This is a genomic window from Nocardia sp. NPDC050793 (assembly GCF_040654065.1).
Classification (GTDB): Bacteria; Actinomycetota; Actinomycetes; order Mycobacteriales; family Mycobacteriaceae; genus Nocardia.
The window spans coordinates 242,060-260,647 of sequence record NZ_JBFAHG010000001.1 but is presented as its reverse complement, the minus strand read 5'-3'; the positions used below and the strand labels follow the sequence as shown (position 1 = coordinate 260,647).

Annotated in this window: 20 protein-coding genes; 8 read left to right on the top strand and 12 right to left on the bottom strand. The window is 69.6% G+C overall.

Features of this window, described 5'->3' with window-relative positions:
* Positions 1-42: 42 nt before the first annotated feature.
* Positions 43-645, bottom strand: coding sequence for a helix-turn-helix domain-containing protein (locus AB0H50_RS01060; protein WP_357444765.1), 603 nt, complete (start codon positions 643-645; stop codon positions 43-45).
* Between the two features lie 106 nt (positions 646-751).
* Between AB0H50_RS01060 and AB0H50_RS01055 the strand changes: the two genes are divergently transcribed.
* Positions 752-1,492 carry an SDR family oxidoreductase gene (locus AB0H50_RS01055; RefSeq protein WP_357444762.1) on the top strand — a complete coding sequence of 247 codons (741 nt, stop codon included), beginning with the start codon at positions 752-754 and terminating at the stop codon, positions 1,490-1,492.
* Positions 1,493-1,600: 108 nt separating this feature from the next.
* Here AB0H50_RS01055 and AB0H50_RS01050 read toward each other — a convergent pair whose 3' ends face one another.
* Both AB0H50_RS01050 and AB0H50_RS01045 read right to left on the bottom strand, forming a co-directional pair.
* The gene (locus AB0H50_RS01050) at positions 1,601-2,149 is read right to left on the bottom strand and encodes a hypothetical protein (protein ID WP_357444760.1); all 549 of its coding nucleotides are present in this window, start codon (positions 2,147-2,149) and stop codon (positions 1,601-1,603) included.
* Positions 2,149-3,714 (bottom strand): DEAD/DEAH box helicase, encoded by a 1,566-nt coding sequence (locus AB0H50_RS01045; RefSeq protein WP_357447143.1) that lies wholly within the window; start codon positions 3,712-3,714, stop codon positions 2,149-2,151. Before AB0H50_RS01045 ends, AB0H50_RS01050 begins: the two co-directional genes overlap by 1 nt.
* A gap of 472 nt (positions 3,715-4,186) precedes the next feature.
* Between AB0H50_RS01045 and AB0H50_RS01040 the strand changes: the two genes are divergently transcribed.
* Positions 4,187-4,942, top strand: a complete 756-nt coding sequence (locus AB0H50_RS01040) for a TetR/AcrR family transcriptional regulator C-terminal domain-containing protein (RefSeq protein WP_357444758.1) — start codon at positions 4,187-4,189, stop codon at positions 4,940-4,942.
* 132 nt (positions 4,943-5,074) lie between these two features.
* Here the strand turns inward: AB0H50_RS01040 and AB0H50_RS01035 are convergent, their stop codons facing one another.
* Entirely contained in the window at positions 5,075-5,269 is a 195-nt protein-coding gene (locus AB0H50_RS01035; protein WP_029903635.1) for a hypothetical protein, read from the bottom strand.
* A 275-nt stretch (positions 5,270-5,544) separates the two neighbouring features.
* On the opposite strand from AB0H50_RS01035, the gene AB0H50_RS01030 reads away from it, so the two are divergent.
* The gene (locus AB0H50_RS01030) at positions 5,545-5,904 is read left to right on the top strand and encodes a DUF952 domain-containing protein (RefSeq protein ID WP_357444756.1); all 360 of its coding nucleotides are present in this window, start codon (positions 5,545-5,547) and stop codon (positions 5,902-5,904) included.
* Between the two features lie 9 nt (positions 5,905-5,913).
* Here AB0H50_RS01030 and AB0H50_RS01025 read toward each other — a convergent pair whose 3' ends face one another.
* Both AB0H50_RS01025 and AB0H50_RS01020 read right to left on the bottom strand, forming a co-directional pair.
* On the bottom strand, positions 5,914-6,561 hold the full coding sequence (locus tag AB0H50_RS01025; RefSeq protein ID WP_357444753.1) for a response regulator transcription factor: 648 nt from the start codon (positions 6,559-6,561) through the stop codon (positions 5,914-5,916).
* Between the two features lie 96 nt (positions 6,562-6,657).
* On the bottom strand, positions 6,658-7,878 hold the full coding sequence (locus AB0H50_RS01020) for a histidine kinase (protein ID WP_357444750.1): 1,221 nt from the start codon (positions 7,876-7,878) through the stop codon (positions 6,658-6,660).
* A gap of 124 nt (positions 7,879-8,002) precedes the next feature.
* On the opposite strand from AB0H50_RS01020, the gene AB0H50_RS01015 reads away from it, so the two are divergent.
* Both AB0H50_RS01015 and AB0H50_RS01010 read left to right on the top strand, forming a co-directional pair.
* Positions 8,003-8,485 (top strand): cation:proton antiporter regulatory subunit, encoded by a 483-nt coding sequence (locus AB0H50_RS01015; protein WP_357444747.1) that lies wholly within the window; start codon positions 8,003-8,005, stop codon positions 8,483-8,485.
* Positions 8,486-8,488: 3 nt separating this feature from the next.
* The gene (locus AB0H50_RS01010) at positions 8,489-9,670 is read left to right on the top strand and encodes a cation:proton antiporter (protein WP_357444744.1); all 1,182 of its coding nucleotides are present in this window, start codon (positions 8,489-8,491) and stop codon (positions 9,668-9,670) included.
* Here the strand turns inward: AB0H50_RS01010 and AB0H50_RS01005 are convergent.
* The 4 genes from AB0H50_RS01005 to ppgK all read right to left on the bottom strand — a co-directional run bounded on the left by AB0H50_RS01005 (position 9,667) and on the right by ppgK (position 14,856).
* Positions 9,667-10,416 (bottom strand): rhomboid-like protein, encoded by a 750-nt coding sequence (locus AB0H50_RS01005; RefSeq protein ID WP_357444741.1) that lies wholly within the window; start codon positions 10,414-10,416, stop codon positions 9,667-9,669. The genes AB0H50_RS01010 and AB0H50_RS01005 overlap by 4 nt on opposite strands.
* Before the next feature lie 601 nt (positions 10,417-11,017).
* The gene (locus tag AB0H50_RS01000) at positions 11,018-12,247 is read right to left on the bottom strand and encodes an MHYT domain-containing protein (protein WP_357444738.1); all 1,230 of its coding nucleotides are present in this window, start codon (positions 12,245-12,247) and stop codon (positions 11,018-11,020) included.
* Between the two features lie 251 nt (positions 12,248-12,498).
* The gene (locus AB0H50_RS00995; protein WP_357444735.1) at positions 12,499-13,875 is read right to left on the bottom strand and encodes an RNA polymerase sigma factor; all 1,377 of its coding nucleotides are present in this window, start codon (positions 13,873-13,875) and stop codon (positions 12,499-12,501) included.
* 222 nt (positions 13,876-14,097) lie between these two features.
* Positions 14,098-14,856 (bottom strand): polyphosphate--glucose phosphotransferase, encoded by a 759-nt coding sequence (gene ppgK, locus AB0H50_RS00990; RefSeq protein WP_357444732.1) that lies wholly within the window; start codon positions 14,854-14,856, stop codon positions 14,098-14,100.
* Positions 14,857-15,034: 178 nt separating this feature from the next.
* Here ppgK and AB0H50_RS00985 point away from each other — a divergent pair, with 178 nt between their 5' ends.
* Positions 15,035-15,940, top strand: a complete 906-nt coding sequence (locus AB0H50_RS00985; protein WP_357444728.1) for an inositol monophosphatase family protein — start codon at positions 15,035-15,037, stop codon at positions 15,938-15,940.
* 88 nt (positions 15,941-16,028) lie between these two features.
* On the opposite strand, the gene cei is transcribed toward AB0H50_RS00985, so the two are convergent.
* The gene (gene cei, locus AB0H50_RS00980; protein ID WP_357444725.1) at positions 16,029-16,715 is read right to left on the bottom strand and encodes an envelope integrity protein Cei; all 687 of its coding nucleotides are present in this window, start codon (positions 16,713-16,715) and stop codon (positions 16,029-16,031) included.
* A gap of 376 nt (positions 16,716-17,091) precedes the next feature.
* Between cei and AB0H50_RS00975 the strand changes: the two genes are divergently transcribed.
* Positions 17,092-17,394 carry a DUF4193 domain-containing protein gene (locus AB0H50_RS00975; RefSeq protein WP_068063997.1) on the top strand — a complete coding sequence of 101 codons (303 nt, stop codon included), beginning with the start codon at positions 17,092-17,094 and terminating at the stop codon, positions 17,392-17,394.
* 55 nt (positions 17,395-17,449) lie between these two features.
* On the opposite strand, the gene AB0H50_RS00970 is transcribed toward AB0H50_RS00975, so the two are convergent.
* A complete protein-coding gene (locus AB0H50_RS00970) occupies positions 17,450-18,019 on the bottom strand; it encodes a DUF3093 domain-containing protein (protein ID WP_357444722.1) in 570 nt (189 codons plus the stop codon).
* Between the two features lie 62 nt (positions 18,020-18,081).
* On the opposite strand from AB0H50_RS00970, the gene dut reads away from it, so the two are divergent.
* A complete protein-coding gene (gene dut, locus AB0H50_RS00965) occupies positions 18,082-18,582 on the top strand; it encodes a dUTP diphosphatase (protein WP_357444719.1) in 501 nt (166 codons plus the stop codon).
* Positions 18,583-18,588: the final 6 nt, after the last annotated feature.

Here is an 18,588-nt window from a genome sequence, read left to right as displayed (position 1 = left end):
TTGCGTTTGCGCGCGCGGCGATCTCAGCGCTGAATCCGTGCGTCAGCGCTCGTTCGCGGGCCACGCCGCCATCGCGCAGTCGATGGATTGGGTGAGCTCGTCCAGTGCAGCGCCGTCTCTGGCCTGGATGGATAGTCCGTAGAGCACTGTCGTGTAGAACGCGGCCAGCGCCGCGGTGTCGGTCCGCGCGGGTAGATCGCCCTCGGCGACCCCGCGGCGCAGGCGCGCGTGGATGTCGTCGGTGGCCTTCCTGCGTTTTTCGGCGAGGAAGTCGCGCACGCCGGTATTGCGGGGCGTGTAGGTCCCGCCCGCCAGTACCACCATGCAGCCGTGCGGTTTGTCCTCGACCGTGTAGGCCGCGGCATTGTCGCGCAGCATCGTCTCGATGGCGGCGCGGGCGGTGGGCTCCTCGCGCAGGGCGCGCTCGGTGTGGCCGCCGTCGGTGCGGCCGTACAGCTCGATGGCCTCCAGGAACAACGCCTCCTTGCTACTGAAGGCCGCGTAGAGGCTGGGCGAGTTGATGCCCATTGCGGCGGTGAGATCGCTCATCGACGCGCCCTCGTAGCCGTGCTCCCAGAACACCTCCATGGCCCGGCGCAGCGCGATCGAGCGGTCGAACGCCCGGGGACGACCCCGTTCGGCCACGGCGGACTCCTTTCTGTGTCGATCGCTAAATATAGCCCTTGACGGCGCGGGGACCGTCGGCTTAGCTATTTATGTACTGATCGACACAAAAATTGAAGGAGTACCGATGGGCGACCTGACAGGCAAGGTGGCACTGGTGACCGGCGGCAGCAGGGGGATCGGGGCGGCCATCGCCCGGCGGCTGGCCGCCGCGGGCGCGGACGTCGCGCTGACCTACCAGAGCGCGGAAATCGCCGCGAAATCCGTGGTCGCCGAGGTCGAGGCGCTGGGCAGGCGCGCGATCGCCGTGCGCGCCGACAGCGCGGACGCGGGTGAGGTGGCGGACTCGGTGCACCGCGCCGCCGCGGAACTGGGCAGACTCGACGTGCTGGTGAACAACGCCGGGATCTTCCCGGCCAAGCCCTTCGAGGAGTTCACGGTCGAGGAGATCGACCGGGCGCTGCACGTGCACGCCCGCGCGGCGTTCGTCGCCGCCCAGGCCGCCGTCGGGTACATGACCGAGGGCGGCCGGATCATCAGCATCGGCACCAATCTCACCGATCACGCCCCGTTCGGCGGCCTCGCGCTCTACAACCTGAGCAAGTCGGCGCTCAACGGATTCACCAAGGCGCTGGCGCGCGAACTCGGACCGCGCTCGATCACCGTGAACCTGGTGCAGCCGGGTTCGACCGACACCGACATGAATCCGGCCGATGGCGAACACGCCCCGACCCAGGTCGGTTTCACCGCGCTCGGCCGCTTCGGGACCGCCGACGATGTCGCCGCCGCCGTCGCGTTCCTGGCGGGACCCGCGGGCCGCAGCATCACCGGCGCGTTTCTCACCGTGGACAGCGGCACCAACGCCTGATGCTCAGCCGGTGAAGTAGCGGCCCGGCGAGCCCGGCCTTTCGCCGAAGGCCGCGACATAGGCGCTCGTCACCCGCACCGTGGTCGGCGCGGTGTAGGTGACCGGGTCTCAGCCCGGTTCGAAGTAGCGGGCGGGGTCGAGGGTGTTGATCGGCGTCCAGCGCGGCTGTTCGGTGCTGATCTCCGAATCGCCGTGCGCCGCTTCGAAATACCCCCGGACCTCCAGTGCCAGCCGCGGGTTCTCGTCGACCCGGCGCGCCATGTCGTAGAGCGTCGCCAGCACGTGGACGCAGCGATCCGCGCGTGCGGAGCACGAGCAGTCGACGGCCGCGAGCTCCGGCGCCGGACGCACACCGGCCGCGACGAGCTCACGATGCGTCTCGTCGGTCAGCAGCGTCGGATCAGGGACCACCTCGGCGATCGCGGCCACCGTCCGACGAGCCAGCGGCGCGACCTCCAGGTGGGCCACCGAGGCCTGGCCGCCGCGATGGATGTGGGCACGCACGACGCGGCCCTCCACGGTCGCCTGGACGCCGTGATTGCGGGCGATGCTGCGGGCGCGGGGCAGCAGCGGTTCCGGCCGGGTCTGGCGCAGCGGCTCGGCGAGCCGCACCCAGTCCATGCCCCAGGCGGTGTAGCCGAATTCGTTGTCCGCCATCAGTTCTCTCGCTTCCGCCGCAGGATCTCGACGAGCTGGTCGTCGTCGAGGCGGGCCAGCGCCGCGATGCCCGCCGAGTCCGAGAGGTCGGTCAGCGCGGATTTGCGGTCGTGCATGCCCGCGATGTGCTCCTCGACGGTGGTGCCGGAGGTGAGCGTGGTGACGGTGACCGTGCGGGTCTGGCCGATGCGGTGCGCCCGGTCGGAGGCCTGCGCCTCCACCGCCGGATTCCACCAGCGGTCGAAGTGGACGACGTCGGCGGCGCGGGTCAGGGTGAGGCCGGTGCCCGCCGCCCGCAGGCTCAGCACCAGCACCGGCGGCCCGTCCGCGGCCTGGAAGTCGCGCACGATCGCGGCGCGCTCGGCCTGGTTCAGCCCGCCGTGGAAGAACGGCGCGGTGACGCCGAACTGTTCGGCCAGATGGCGGACCAGCAGTTCACCGGTCTGCCGGTATTGGGTGAAAATCAGTGTCGGCGAATCGGTCTCGAGGTTGGTGGCCACGATGTCGGCGCACAGATCCAGCTTGCCCGAGCGGCCGGGCAGTTCGGCGAGGTCACCGTTCACCAACCCGGGGTGGTTGCACACCTGCTTCAGCGCGGTGAGCGCGGCGAGCACTCGGCTCTGCCGTTGCGCGCCGGAACCGAACCCGTCGTCGATGGCTCGATCCAGCAGCCGGTCGTAGAGCTGTTCCTGTTCGGCGGTCAGATCGCAGAGCAGATCGGTGTGGATCTTCGCGGGCAGCGCGGCCGCGACCTGGAACTTCTTGCGCGCCAGCACGACCGGTTCGATGGTGTCGCGCAGCCGGGCGGCGGCCGCGGCCGAACCCTCCTGGATCGGCCGGACGAAGCGGCGGCGGAACTGCCCGCGATGGGCGAACAGGCGCGGCGCGACCAGATGCAGCAGCGCCCACAGTTCTTCCAGATGGTTCTCCACCGGTGTGCCGGTCAGCGCGACTTTCGCCGGGCTGGCGAGTGCGCGGGCGGCCTTGGCGACCTGGGTGCGCGGATTCTTCAGCGCCTGCGCCTCGTCGAACACCGCGCTCGCCCAGTCGCGTTCGGCGAGGACGTGGCCGTGCAGCCGCAGGATCGGGTAACTCGTCACGACAACGTCACCGGGACCCACGGCCAGCTCACCGCCGCGCCAGGTGATCGGGCGCAGATCCGGTGCGAAACGAGTGATCTCGTGTGCCCAGTTCCCGACCAGCGAGGTCGGGCAGACCACGAGTTGCGGGCCCTCGGTCGCGCGGCCGAGCAGAAAACCGATGGCCTGCACGGTCTTTCCGAGGCCCATCTCGTCGGCGAGCACCGCGCCGCCGAAGGCCGCGGTGGTCTCGGTCAGCCAGCCGACCCCCCGCGCTTGATAGGGTCGCAGGTCGGCGTGCAGCGTTTTCGCCAGGTGCGCGGCCACCGCCTCGGTGTCGAGCAGGGTGCGCAACGCGCGGGCGTCGGACACGATCGCGGTACCCGAGGCGTCCGGTACGGCGTGGGCCGCCGCGGGCAGTGCGACAGGTTCGCCGCCTCGCAGAAGGTTGTGCCAGGCCCGCAGGGACGCGCCCGCGTCGGGCATTCGCCGCGCGTCGAGCGTCTCCGCCAGGATCGCCTCCGTCGCCTCCGTCGCCTCCGTCGCCTCCGTCGCCTCCGACGTCTCCGACGGACCCGACTCGGTGTGGCGCCTAGATGTCGTCGGGGCGCCGCCCTCGGCGGGGCCGATCGCGTTCGCGGTTCCCGCCGGCGTCCCCGAGATCGAGGCCAAGTCGAGTGCGGCGAGTTCGGCGGGCGGGATCATCGCGCAGTCGACCTCGGTGATCTCGATCGCTCCGCGCGCGCCGGTCGGCACCGCCAGCGCGAGTGTCTCGCGGTCGCCGAGACCGGTGGGAGCGCGTCCGATGCCGTGACCCGTCCAGGTCCACAGCGCGAAGAGATGGCGGTCGGGCAGGTAGGTGGCCTGTGTGCTGGGCAGAGCGAACCCCTAGATCATCGTATGGCGTACGGAGTATCGTGACAACGTACACCGTACCGGGTTTGTTCCGAGGAGTCCCTTGTCCCAGGAGAGCGACCACGATCAGGCGAAACAGCTGCTGCACCTGCTCTGGCGCCAGGCGCTGCCGCCGCGCGCGGGCGGGCGCGGTCCGAAGCAGACGGTGAGCGTCGACGCCGTCGTAGCGGCCGCCATAGCGCTGGCCGATCGGGACGGATACGAGAAGGTGTCGATCCGCGCGGTCGCGGCCGAGCTCGGTCTGCGGCCGATGAGTCTGTACACCTACGTGCCGAGCAAGGAGGCTCTGGCCGTGCTGATGGTCGACGCCGTCGCCGCCGAGGACGCGCCCATCCCCGCCGAGCTTCCCATGCGGGAGCGGATCGCCGCGATCGCGCGACAGGTGCGCGCCGAGGTGCTCGCGCATCCGTGGCTGCTGGAGGTGTCGCCCTGGCGGGCGGTGCTCGGTCCAGGGCGGATGCGGCGTTACGAACGTCAGCTGGCCGCCCTGGAGGGGATCGGGCTCACGGACCTGGCGATGGACCGGGCGATCGCGGTGCTGACCGAGTTCGCCACCGGGAACGCGCGGATGGCGGTGGCCGCGGCCCGCGGCGCCGCGGAGCTCACCGACGCGCAATGGTGGGAGCGCTACGGTCCGGAGCTGACGCGGATCATGCCGGTCGAGGAGTTCCCCCTGGCGGCGCGGGTCGGCGCGGCGGTGGGGGAGCGGTACCAGGCGCCCGCGGATCCGGACGGCGCTTTCGAGTTCGGGGTGGACCGGCTGCTGGATGGGATTCTGACGGAGCGCGACGGCGACTGATGTGACCTAGGGCGCAGTGATGCTCGCCGCGTATGTTCTCGAACATGCCCGCAGCGGGCGACAATTCGTCGTCCGCTGCGGGTAAGGCATGTTCTGTTGTTCGATGCTGTTGTGTCGGGAAGCGAAAACAGGTCAGAGGGCGGGAGCCGACTCCGTGTCGATCACGGCCTCGAGCTCACGCAGCCGATCCATGTGTTCGTTCGCGTGATGCTGGCAGAAGAGCAACTCTCCACCTGCGGGCAGAACGGCACGCACTCGGGCAGCCGCCCCGCAACGGTCGCAACGATCGACCGCGGTCAGTGGGGTGCTTGTCAGGGTTCCTGGCATGACTCCTCCGTCCTGGCTCCCGGCACTACAGTCCGTTCACCTGGTGTGGGGCCCGTGGTCACTCACCACGAGCTCGCTACCGCTACTTCCCAGCAGTGGTATGACTACTCTGTCAGACGTTCGGGACGGGGGCATTGTTCCCGCAAGTGATTCTGTGTGTTTTCTCTAACACGACCTGGGATTTCGCTCATGGCGAACATTCCAGGTCGGGGATCGAATCGCACTCGATCACCCCACGAACACGCCTATCCAGTTGGTCTGTTGGGAGATTACCCGTGACCTGTGACACTCACACGCTGGTTCACCTGTGTACTTTGCCTGAGTGGCGCAACGCTCGGCAAACCGGCGAGCACCGGCCACCGTCGTTGGCTGAGGTCGGCTTCGTTCACCTTTCCACTACGTGGCAGGTGCACCTGCCCGCCAACCGGCTCTTCGCCGGGCGGCGCGACCTGGTGCTGTTGCGCATCGACGCGAATCTGCTCGTGGATCCGGTGAAATGGGAGCCGGGCGTGCCGACGGATCCGGAGTCGATGCTCTTCCCGCACCTGTACGGACCGCTTCCTGTGAGTGCCGTCACATCGGTGGGGGAGTACCTGCCGGGTCAGGACGGCGTCTTCGAGCCGCTGGCGGAGTGAGCCCGCCGATCAGCGCTCGCGCGCCTGCCGCGCGAGTATGGCGGCCTGAACACGGGACCGCACACCGAGTTTGGTGAGCACGCGCGAGACGTGGGTCTTCACGGTGGTCTCCCCGATGAACAGCCGCGCCGCGATCTGCGCGTTCGACAGACCATCGCCGAGGCAGTCGAGCACCTCGCGTTCGCGTTCGGTGAGATCGGCGAAGCCGTCCGGCGCGGCGGGTTCGGCGTCGGCGACGGAGGACGCGAACGCGGCGATCACGGCACGGGTGACCTCCGGCGCCAGCACCCCGTCGCCCGCGTCGACCGCGCGCACCGCGTCGACGAGTGCTTGTCCCGACGTGGATTTCAGCACGAACCCGGACGCGCCCGCGCGCAAGGCGCGAAAGACGTACTCGTCCAAGTCGAATGTGGTGAGGACGAGCACGCGCGCCAACGCGTCGGCGGTGATGCGTTCGGTGGCGGTGAGGCCGTCCACGCCCGGCATCCGCACATCCATCAGCACCACATCGGGCCGCAGTGCCCTGGCCTGGGCCACCGCGATGTCACCGTCGGCGGCCTCGCCGATCACCTCGATGCCTTCTGCGCTGTCCAGGATCATCCGCAACCCCGCGCGAATCGCGCCGTGATCGTCGGCGATCAGCACTCGAATCGTCATGCCGCCTCCGTTGTTCGAGTCATGCCGAAGCCTCGCCAGCGCTCGGCATCAACATGCCCCGAGGGGCCTGCCACATGATTCGCTCACTGCGTTCGCTCATGCCCGCGCCTCACTGGCGCTCGGCATCGGCATGCCGAGGGGAAGCCGGGCACGGACCGTCCAGTCTCCCGCTTCCGGTCCGGCGGTGAAGCTTCCGCCCAGTGCGGCGGCGCGTTCGCGCATGTTCATCACGCCGCGGTGCGGTGCCGCGGAATTCGCGAGCTCGGACGAAACCGCCTCGGCGCATGCCGGATTGCGCACCGTGACGTCGAGTGCCGCCGGATCGGCCCGTACTGCGATGTCGACCGGCTGGCCCGGCGCGTGCTTCATCGCATTCGTCAAGGCCTCCTGGATGATCCGGTAGGCGGCCTGGTCCACCGCGCTGGGCAGCGCCGTGCCGTCGAGCGAATCGGCAACGCGCACCGCGGTTCCCGCCGATCGGGCGGCGTCCACCAGGATCGGCAGCTGGGCCAGCGTGCGCGGGGCGACGGGCTCGTCCTCTGTTCCGTCGTCGCGGCGCAGCAGACCGATCATGGTGCGCATCTCCTGCAGCGCGCCGACGCTGTTGGCGCGGATCGATCCGAGGATCCCGGCCATCGCAGGATCGGTATTCCGGCGGGTCAGCTCGCCGAGCGCCGCCTCGGACTGGATCGCGATGGCCGAGAGGTGCCCCGCGATGACGTCGTGCAGGTCGCGTGCCATCGTCTTGCGCTCGTCGGTGATGGCCGCGCGCCGGTCCAGTTCGGCCACCAGCGCCATCGCCTGGGCCCGCGCGCGTTCGGCCTCGGCGATCTCCTTGTGCGTCCGCACCGACAGCCCCCACCAGATCGGCGTGCCGACGAAGGCCGCCGCCGCGGCGACCGAGAGCACCAGCGCCCGCCAGTCACCGGTCGCGGCGAACACCGCCAGCGTGATCACCGTCGTCAGCGCGGCGCAGCCGATCGCCACCCAGCGCGACAATGCGCGCGAGCCGTACAGGACGGCCGCGTAGATCGAATCCGAGTAGATGAGCCACACCGGCACCGTCGCGCCCAGTGCCAGATCGATTCCGAGCGGGACCGAACCCGCCAGCAGTGTCGCCAGCGGCGCTCGCCGGCGCAGCAGCGTCGTCGCGCACAGCAGCGCGAGCACACCGAACCGGACGCGCAGCGGCTGGTCGGCGCTTCCGTCGGCCATCGGGTACAGGCCGGCCAGGTACAGGAACGCCCCGAAGGCGAACGCGAAGATCGCGACCAGCACGTCCTGCGCGGTCGCCGACAACGCGTGCCACTGCTTCACCGCCTCATCACAGCACACGCGCGAGCGCATGCGGGTCCGCCGAAGTGATGACGGGTGGCCGCGGCCACGGACCCGTGCGCGATCCTTCGGACGGACTTCGCCTGGCTGGGGCTACTCTGAACGAGTGAACGTCGACGTCACCGCATTGCCCGGTATCGGGGTACGCAAAGACTTCGAGGCCCGGTCGGGCCGCCGGATCGGCGTGGTCGACCACCGCGACGGAGGCATCGATCTGATCGTCTCCAAGCTCGACGACCCGGACGCGTGCGCCGCGCAGGTGCCGCTGACGAGCGACGAGGCCGCGGTGCTCGCCAACCTGCTCGGCGCTCCGCAACTGGTGGCCGAACTCCGCGAGGACCATCGCGACCTGCCCGGCATCACCACCCGGCAGCTGCCGATCGCCGACGATTCGCCGTACGAGGGCCGCACTCTCGGCGAAACGGCGATGCGCACCCGCACCAAGGTCTCGATCGTCGCGGTGATGCGCGCCGGTCAGCTGCACCCCTCGCCAGGACCCGATTTCACCTTCGCCGCAGATGATCTGCTCGTAGTCGTGGGCACTCCCGACGGCTTGGACGCCGCCGCGAAGATCCTCTCGCACGGTTGACCTGTGAGCACGACCGCGCTCGCTTTCCTCGAGCTCGGAGCGGTGTTCTTCGCTCTAGGCATGCTGGGGCGAGTGGCGGGACGGTTCGGCATGTCGCCGATCCCGCTCTATCTGCTGGGGGGCTTGGCGTTCGGGTCGGGCGGGTTCATCGAGCTCGCCGAAGCCAATGAATTCGGCCATGTCGCGGGCGAGATCGGTGTGGTGCTGCTGCTCCTGCTGCTCGGCCTGGAATACACCGCCGCCGAGCTGATGACCGGTCTGCGGCGGTCATGGCCCGCGGGCTTGGTCGACATCGTCGTCAACGCGATCCCCGGCGTGGTGGTGGCGCTGCTGCTCGGCTGGGGCGTCATCGGCGCGATCACCATGGGCGGTGTCACCTACATCTCCTCCTCGGGCATCGTCGCCAAGGTGCTCAACGATCTCGGGCGGCTCGGCAACCGCGAAACTCCGGTCGTGCTCTCGATTCTGGTGTTCGAGGACCTGGCTATGGCGATATACCTGCCGATCCTCACCACCATGCTGGCGGGACTGAGCTTCATGAGTGGGCTGCGGTCGCTCGGTCTCGCGCTGGTGACGGTCACTCTGGTGCTGCTCGTGGCGCTGCGGTTCGGACGTCACGTCTCGTCGATCGTGGACAGCTCGGACAACGAGGTGTTTCTGCTCAAGTTGCTCGGTGCGGCGCTGCTGGTGGCGGGCGCCGCCTCGGCGCTGAACGTCTCGGCGGTGGTCGGCGCGTTCCTGCTCGGCATCGCGATCTCCGGATCGACCGCGCACCAGGCCGCGAAACTGCTGGAGCCGCTGCGGGATCTGTTCGCGGCCATCTTCTTCGTCGCCTTCGGATTGAGCACCGACCCGCGCGCGATCCCGCCGGTGCTCGGCTGGGCGGTGCTGCTGGCCGTGGTGACCACGGCGACCAAGGTCGCGACCGGATGGTGGGCCGCGCGCAGGCAGGGCATCCGGCGGATGGGCCGGGCCAGGGCGGGGGCGGCGCTGGTGCCGCGCGGCGAATTCTCGATCGTCATCGCGGGATTGGCGGTGAGCGTGGGCGCGGTCGCGAGCGAGCTGGCCCCGCTGGCCTCGGCCTACGTGCTGCTGATGGCGGTGCTCGGCCCGATCGCGGCGCGAGTGGTGGAGCCGCTGGTGAGTTTGGTGCGACCCGAGCCTGGCCCCGCGGTCGCCGCTTAGCTCGCCTCGGCGGTCGACGCCGCGGCGCGGCGGCGTTCGACGCGGGTCCAGAACGCGGCGGCGATGGCGCCGACCGTGAGGCCGATCAGGGCCGCGCACAGGTGGCCGTAATCGGTGAAGGTCGGCCCGAGCCAGATCGCCGCGGCGAGCACGATCACGAGCGTCGTCGCCCAGAGCACCCGGACGATGCCGCGGAACCGGAACGCCATCGCGGCCAGCACGGCGGTGAACCCATAGCTGGCGCCGACGTCAGGGGCGATCGCCACGCGCAGCGGAATGAGGCCGCGATCGATGGCGCGGGAGATGCCGGTGACGGTGAGCAGCGTGGCGCCGATGTGCCCGGTGGCGAACAACAGAATCCAGCGGCCGGTGCCGAGCCAACGCTCAGCCGCCGCCATCACCACGAGGAACCCGAGGATGGTGAGCCACGGGAAATCGCCCTCGGTCCAGAACGCGGACGCCACCAGCACCTGCACCGGATCACGCCGCATATTGGCGAGATTCGTGGACGCGGACAGGATCAGCCGGTGCTGGACCGCCTCACCGACGCCGCGCAGCGTCCACCAGGTGACGAAGAGCGTGAAGGCGTACGCGGTGCTGGCGGGCGCCGCCCCAAGGTGCCGCCGGATCGCAGGCAGGACGCGGCGCGGCAGGTCCGGGCGGCGGAGTCTTTCGACGCCCTTCCGCAATTCGTCGCCGAGGTCGACGGTCCGGACCCACGGCGCGCTGATCGGAGTGGCTGCCACACAAGCAGTCTGCCGGGGTACCCGGCCGTCGGATGAGCACGACGCGCACCGCCGCAGTCGGCCTTCGGCTGCGAGGGCTGACGCGCCCCCGTCTCGAACAAGGTGGGCTTCCGGTTCGTCTCGGGACAGCCGGACGCCTTCCGGTGCGACATCGTGGGTCGGCCCGAATCGGTCATGCATGGGTGGGCTGGCGGTGGTCGTACGAGTGGGCCGACACGCGATCCCTGTGCCTGGATCGGCTCGCGATGGTCGTGCGAGCGGCGGCCCGCGACGGCATGCTTCCGCCGAAGCCGGTGGGAGTCCTCCGACGTGGGCCGCTCGGCCCGATGCACGCCGCGCCTCTGTCCCGAGGTTGTGCGGCGCATTCGAGGTGAGCGCCGTACTACTTTCGGCGCGAAACGTCGTGGGCAGGTCGGCTCATGATGATCGGGCGTGCGCGATGTGATGGCCGTGCGTGGATCGGCTGGTGATTGCCGTGCTTGCGTTGGTCCGCGATGACCCTTCTGCTTCCGCGCAGGCCAGGGGCCTCCGGAGTGGCCGCTCGGCCCGATGTGCGCCGCGCGTCGTCTCGATCGGGTGTTGTGCGGCTCGGCCCTGGCGGCTATTGCTTCCGGCGCGGCACGTCGCGGGTCGTCGGCCAGTAGGGCGTCCCGTTGACCGGTGGGACGGCGGCCGGAGTCGACTCCGATCGAGGTGGTGGTGTCGGCGCGACATCCTCCACGGTGGGCCACTTGGTGACCCCGCCCGGTGGTGGCGTCGGCGCGAGGTCCTGAACAGCTGGTCGCGCGGTTGTCGGCGGCGGTGTGGCCGCGAAATTCTCGGCAGTGGGTCGCGCGGTTGTCGGCGGCGGTGTGGGCGCGAGGTTCTCGGCAGCTGGTCGCGCGCTGGACGCCGGGGCAGGCGCGAAATCTTCGGCGGTCGGTCGCGCGGGGGTCGGCGGTGTGGGCGCGAGGTTCTCGGCGGCGGGTCGCATGATTACCGGGGGTGCGGGCGTGAATTTCTCGGCGATGGGGCGGGCGGGTGCACGGCGCGGAGGCGGCGTCGGCGCGAGGTCGTCGGCGGCCGGGCGGACGGAGGCGGCGCGCAGCGGCGGCAGATCGATGTCGCGCTCGATCGAGGTGAGGCTCACCGCGATCAGCAGCACCATCGTCACGATGCTGATGCCGACGATCAGTGGTGCGAGCAACTGCATCGCCCCCGTGCCCGCGACCGGCTCGCCGTGACCGCCGTGCCCGGCGTTGTGCGCGTGCATCGAGGCCATGCCGGTGTAGTGCATGCCGCACACGGCCAAGCCCATGATCCCGGCCGCGCCGGTGGTCGCCAGAAAACCGTTGACCCGCAACGTGAACCACAGCGCCACGGTCGCGGCGACCACCGCGACCACGACCGAGAGCGCCACCATCGGCAGGTCGTAGCTGATGGTCGCGCTCGACTTCATCGCGAACATGCCGACGTAATGCATGGCCGCCACGCCGATACCGGTGACGGCGCCGCCCGCGAACAGCGCGACCAGCGTGGGCCGCGGCGTCACCACGACGAACAGCCCGATGCCGACCACCACGATCGCGGTCACCGCGCTGAGCAGGGTGAGCGGGACGTCGTAGCGAATCTCCGCGCCGCGGATCGAAAAGCCCAGCATCGCAATGAAATGCATGACCCAGATCCCGGTGCCGCCGATGGCGAACGCGGCGAGCACCAGCCAGCCCGCCCTGCCCTCGGCCGCCCTGGCCCGCGCGGCGCACTGCAAACCGAGCAGCGACCCCGTGAAGGACATGATGTAAGCCAGCATCGGTGTCAACCACCCGTAACTGAAGTGGTGAATGTCGAGCACGTGAATCCCCATGGCTGGGCCGAGAGCGCCCGGCGTCGAAAATCTTGTGCGTCAGACTGTACGGCAGCTGAGCCCGCTGAGCCGTGCGCCTTTCCGTGTTTTGGATCACTTTCTGGTTTGTTTCCATTTGGAAAGTGGTATGGCGCAGGGCCTTTCGGCGAAAGGCCAGAGACGACAACGGGCCCGCATCCCGTTCCGTCGCCGAAAAGGCAAGCGGTACAAGGGGTGCGGGCCCGTAGGTCGGTTCGGTGTCAGTCCAGGTAGTCGCGCAGCACCTGGGAGCGGCTGGGATGGCGCAGCTTGCTCATGGTCTTGGACTCGATCTGACGGATGCGCTCACGGGTGACCCCGTACACCTGACCGATCTCGTCGAGGGTGCGCGGCTGGCCGTCTGTGAGGCCGAAGCGCAGCCGGACCACGCCCGCCTCGCGCTCGGACAGCGTCTCCAGCACCGACTGCAGCTGATCCTGCAGCAGGGTGAAGCTCACCGCGTCGACCGCGACCACGGCCTCGGAGTCCTCGATGAAGTCGCCGAGCTGGCTGTCGCCCTCGTCGCCGATGGTCTGGTCCAGCGAGATCGGTTCACGCGCGTACTGCTGGATCTCCAGCACCTTCTCCGGCGTGATGTCCATTTCCTTGGCCAGCTCCTCCGGGGTGGGCTCGCGTCCCAGATCCTGGAGTAGCTCGCGCTGGATGCGCCCGAGCTTGTTGATGACCTCGACCATGTGCACCGGAATGCGGATGGTGCGGGCCTGGTCGGCCATGGCGCGGGTGATGGCCTGCCGGATCCACCAGGTGGCGTACGTGGAGAACTTGTAGCCCTTGGTGTAGTCGAACTTCTCCACCGCGCGGATCAGACCGAGGTTGCCCTCCTGGATCAGGTCCAGGAACGCCATGCCGCGGCCGGTGTATCGCTTGGCCAGCGACACGACCAGTCGCAGGTTGGCCTCGAGCAGATGGTTCTTGGCCCGGTTGCCGTCGCGCACGATCCAGTTGAAGTCGCGGCGCATCGCGACGGGCAGCTTCTCGCCCGCCTCGGCGAACTCGCGCACCTTCTCCGCCGCGTAGAGACCGGCCTCGATCCGCTTGGCGAGCTCGACCTCCTCCTCGGCGTTGAGCAGCGCGACCTTGCCGATCTGCTTGAGGTAGGCGCGCACCGAGTCGGCGGAGGCGGTGAGCTCGGCGTCCTTGCGGGCCTGCCGCAGCGCCTCGGACTCCTCCTCGTCCCAGACGAAATCGCCGGAAGCCTTGTCCTTCTCCGACGGCTCCTCGGCGCCCTCGGCTTCCTCTTCCTCCTCGGCGGCGTCCTCGGCCGTGTCGTCCGCCAAGTCCGCGTCGTCGGCGAGCTCGCCTTCGTCGACCTCCAGGTCGTCCAGATCCTCGAGATCGAGAGCCTCGTCCTCCAGCGCCTCCTCGGCGGCGGGCTCGCCGTCGGGGCCCGCCTTCTTGGTGGCGGCCTTCTTCGCGGGGGCCTTCTTGGCCGCGGCCTTCTTCGCGGGCGCCTTCTTGGCAGCGGCCTTCTTGGCCGGTGCCTTCTTGGCGGCAGCCTTGCGGACCGGCCGTGCTGCGGTTACATCTGTGGAGTCGGCATCGGCCGATTCGGCGGTCTGACGGGTCGTGGCTACCACGTACGCCCTTTCGTGACGGTCTCGTGCGGCGTCACGCCAGAGTTGTTTTCCGGCGGAGCGGTCTGTCGGGTTTCACCGGCGGAGGGCCGGTCGGGTTTCTCCGGCTCACCGCCGGGCATGTTCCATTGTAACGATCCAACCAGGGTACTCACGGCACGATGCCAGTTGTCGCACGCCCGCCTGGCGCGTTTTGCGCGCCGTCGCGCTCCGCCGCCGCGCCGGTCACGGGAGGATGCCCGCATCGATCGCCATGGCCGCGCCGACGATGCCCGCGGTGTTCCGCAGATGGGCGGGAACCACCGGAGTTCGGTTGGTCAGCAACGGAATCCACTGATCGGCGTCGCGGCTGATACCGCCGCCCGCGACGAACACCCGCGGCCAGAACAGGTTCTCCAGACCGATCAGCACGGTGCTGACCTCGGTGGCCCACTGCTCGTAACTGAGTCCGTCGCGATCCTTGATCGATGCCGCGGCGCGGTGCTCGGTCTCCATGCCGCCGATCTCGAGGTGACCGAGTTCGCTGTTGGGCACCAGCGTGCCGTCGTACAGCAGCGCCGAGCCGATGCCGGTGCCGAAGGTCAGCAGCAGCACCAGCCCGTCGTAGCTCTTCGCCGCGCCGTAGCGGTCCTCGGCGAGTCCGGCCGCGTCCGCGTCGTTGAGCACCGTCACCGGCCTGCCGCCGAGCGCCGCCGAGAACAGGCCGCGAGCGTCGGTGCCGATCCAGGTCTTGTCGATATTGGCGGCGGTGCGCGCCACGCCCTCGAGCACCACGGAAGGCAGTGTGATGCCGACCGGACCTGACCAGTCCGCCTCGGCGACGAGCTTGGCCACCGCGTCGGCGACGGCCTCCGGGGTCGAAGGATGCGGGGTGGTGATCTTGATCCGCTCGTGCACCAGCTCGCCGGTGGCTAGATCGACCACAGCGCCCTTGACGCCGCTGCCGCCGATGTCGATACCGAATGCGTGCCCCCGAGCGGACATGGCTAACCCCTCGTTCCCGTAGCTGGCCGGTGAGATGACAGCGCCCGCCGCACCGGGCCCACGACGCCGCAGGAGCGGATGCGGTGGGGTGCCCGACGACGGCGCTGTGTCGTGCACGACAAGAGTAATGCGCGATCGATGCTGCGCGCCTCCGAGGATCTGTGATGCGATGGGCGGCGTGCCGCAATCCACTACCCCCTTAGCCGAAGACTCCGCCGCCGACCCGCGCGAAACCGCGTCCGAACTGCGCCGCATCGCGGTCGAGCTCGCCGAGCGAGCCGCCGCGCACGTGCGCGCCCGCCGCCCCGAAGTGTTCGGCCCTGCGGGCGTCGCCGCCGACGGGGCCGTGCAGACCAAAGGTCACGCCACCGATCCGGTGACCGTGGTGGACACCGAGAGCGAGGAGCTGATCCGCGGGCTGCTCGCCGAACGCAGGCCCGGCGACCCGATCGTCGGCGAGGAAGGCGGCGGCAGTCTGGCCGCCGACGACGACGCGGTGCACTGGGTGGTCGATCCGATCGACGGGACCGTCAACTTTCTCTACGGCATTCCCGGTTACGCCGTCTCGGTGGCCGCGATGCGCAACGGACGGTCCGTCGCCGGCGCGGTGGTCGACGTCGCGCGTGCGGTGACCTACAGCGCCGCGCGCGGCCTCGGAGCGACGGCCACGGCGGCCGACGGCACGGTCGAACAGCTGCGCTGCAATCCGATCGAGGACGTCTCGATGTCGTTGGTGGCCACCGGATTCGGTTACGGCACGCACCGGCGCGCCCGGCAGGCCGAGCTGGTCGCGCTGGTGCTGCCGCGGGTACGCGACATCCGCCGCTTCGGCGCAGCCGCGCTCGATCTGTGCCATGTGGCCGCCGGACGGGTCGACGCGTACTACGAGCACGGACTGCACGCCTGGGACTGGGGTGCGGGCGCGTTGATCGCGGCGGAAGCAGGCGCGCGCCTGACGCTTCCGCCCGCGACAGCCAGCGGAACGGCGGGCGATCTCGTCGTCGCCGCGGCGCCTGGCATCGCACGGGAGCTCGGCACGCTGCTGACGGACGTCGGCGCGACCGAGCCGATTCCGGATCGCTGATCCCGAGCCGCGCCACCGCGGGGTGGCGCGGCTCGCCACGGTCAACCCTCGGTGACGCGCCGGGGGCGAATGGTCGAGCTGTTCGGCGTCAGCAGTGCGCGGTGCGCGCGGCGTCGAGCAGGTCGGTGTCGATCGCGGGGCTGGAGCCCGGCGCCGGGTTCTTCAGCGAACGCAGCACCTCTTCGGCGTCGTTGCTCGGCCGCAGGTCCCGGAACAGCGAACCGAGCACCAGGTCGACGCTGTCGTCCTCGCGCTGATCCTCGATCAGCTCGGCGCAGGGCGCGACCAGCTGCACCGACGCCGCCGCGGGCCTGCCGTTCACGCCGAAGCGGATCTGGCCGGTGCATTCCAGGTCGCCGTTGACGTATACGGAATCGTTGCCGTACTGCGTGCCCGGCGCGCTCGCGAAGCCGAGGTCGCCGAGCTGCGCGGCGACGTGCGCGGCCTGGCCACGCTGGTTGTTCGCGTTGAGCACGCGCACCTTGCTGGCCGCGAGCGGCGCGGGTTCCACGTCCTCCAAGCGCGACGGGCCGACCCGCTGGCCCAGTTTCGGGGCGGGAGCCGCTTGCGTCGCGCCCGTATCGCTGGCCGGGCTCGGCGCGTTGCAGGCCATCGCGGTGGTGTCGGTGTCCTGCGTCGTCAGCGCCTTGATCCACACGATCGCGCAGATCAGCGCCATGACGCCGAGCATGATGAGCCAGGGCTGGGGGTGGCGCCGCGCGTAGGGTCGTCCCTGTGAATCCGTCGCGCTGCCTTCGGTGATCAGTGAAACCACGAGCCACACTCTACGAAAATGTCGCGGTGACGGTGCGGAAGGTCTCGGCGAGTTCGACCGTTGGTGTCGATTCCCCGACAGTTTCGACTCGGCTGTGTTTTGATTGCGACTTTTGTCGCGTGGTCCGCTATTGTCTGGCGGCCCAGATCGAATCACCAGCGGCGAAATCGGTGGTCGGTCGCGGGAACAAGTAGGGCATGTCCTGCGTTTACCGAGCGCTACGGGGTATGGATCTCAGTGATCCTCCCTGATAGGTGACCGGTGCACGTGTGATGTGCACCACCGGCGGGGCGGTGCGGGCGCTCGATTCCTGCGAGGAATCGGAGTGTCGGCAGCCGGTCCGGGATATACGGAGTAAGGACGAGGGGAAGACGACATGGCAACCGACTATGACGCACCGCGGCGCACCGAATCCGACGATGTGTCGGAAGATTCGCTGGAGGAGCTGAAGGCTCGCCGCAACGAGGCGCAGTCCGCCGTCGTGGATATCGACGAATCCGATACCGCGGAGTCGTTCGAGCTTCCCGGCGCGGATCTGTCCGAGGAAGTGCTCTCGGTTCGGGTGATCCCGAAGCAGGCCGACGAGTTCACCTGTTCCAGCTGCTTCCTTGTTCACCACCGCAGCAGGCTGGCCAGTGAGTCCGGCGGTCAGATGATCTGCATGGATTGCGCGGCCTGATCGTCCGCGGAGTTCGGAATGCGGCCGGACCACCGGGTTCGGCCGAGGACGACTGTCAGCCCGCGCTCGGCAGCCCGAGCGCGGCAAGGACCTTTTCCGGCCTGCGGGTACTGATCAACCAGTAAGGCGTCGGATCATCCGGATCATCGAGAACCAGCAACACCATCGGGCCGATCCACGGACGGTGTTGCACATACGCGGCGGGATCGAGCTGGCGGCCCAGGGCCGCACTCTTCGCGGTGGGAGCGACCACCGCGGCACGAGCGACGAAATTCACCGGCAGATGGGCGCGGTCGGCGCGCAGCTCCGGCGTCCCGTTGGCGTCCTCGGCCACCGCCACGCGATGGCGGCTCAACCACAACAGCACCCACGCGGGGATCGGGAACAGCAGAACATAGGGCAGCCAGGCCCGGATTCCCGGTGCGCCCATGTGAATCTCGGCGGCGAGCAGCCCGGCGATGCCGAACGCGACCGGCCACCACCACAGCGGAACCCAGAGGCGCTCACGGTAGGCGGCTGCCTCTCCTTCGCTCGGCTCTCGGCGGACTCCGTCCGGCTGCGCCTGATCTGGCTCGCGAGTCCGCTTCTCGTTGTCCGTCACCGAAGGGTTGGGCCTGTCCGACACGACTCAACAGTAGGCCACCGTCCCGCCAGGCGAACGCCGAGGTACGCGTAGGCTCGACCAACGTGAGCGCACTTTCACCGATACCCCTGCTGCGGCTGGATCCTGGCATTCCCGTGCCGACGCGCGCCCATGCGGGCGACGCGGGCGTGGACCTGTGCACCACCGAGGACGTCATCCTGGAGCCGGGGGAGCGGCTGCTGGTCGGCACCGGTGTCGCCGTAGCGCTGCCGGTCGGCACGGTCGGGCTGATCCATCCCCGGTCCGGGCTTGCCGCCAAGACGGGGCTGTCGGTGGTGAACACGCCGGGCACCGTCGACGCCGGGTACCGGGGCGAGATCAAGGTGTGCCTGATCAATCACGATCCGCGCACGCGCATCGAACTGCGTCGTGGCGACCGGATCGCGCAGCTGCTTGTGCAGCGGGTGGAGCTGGTGGACTTCGTCGAGGTCGACCGGCTCGACGAGACGACGCGGGGTGCGGGCGGCTACGGGTCCAGCGGCGGTCACGCCAGCCTGGGCGCGGAGACCGACGCGGTGGGCCGGGCGACCGGCCGGGAGGCGTGAGGCGAC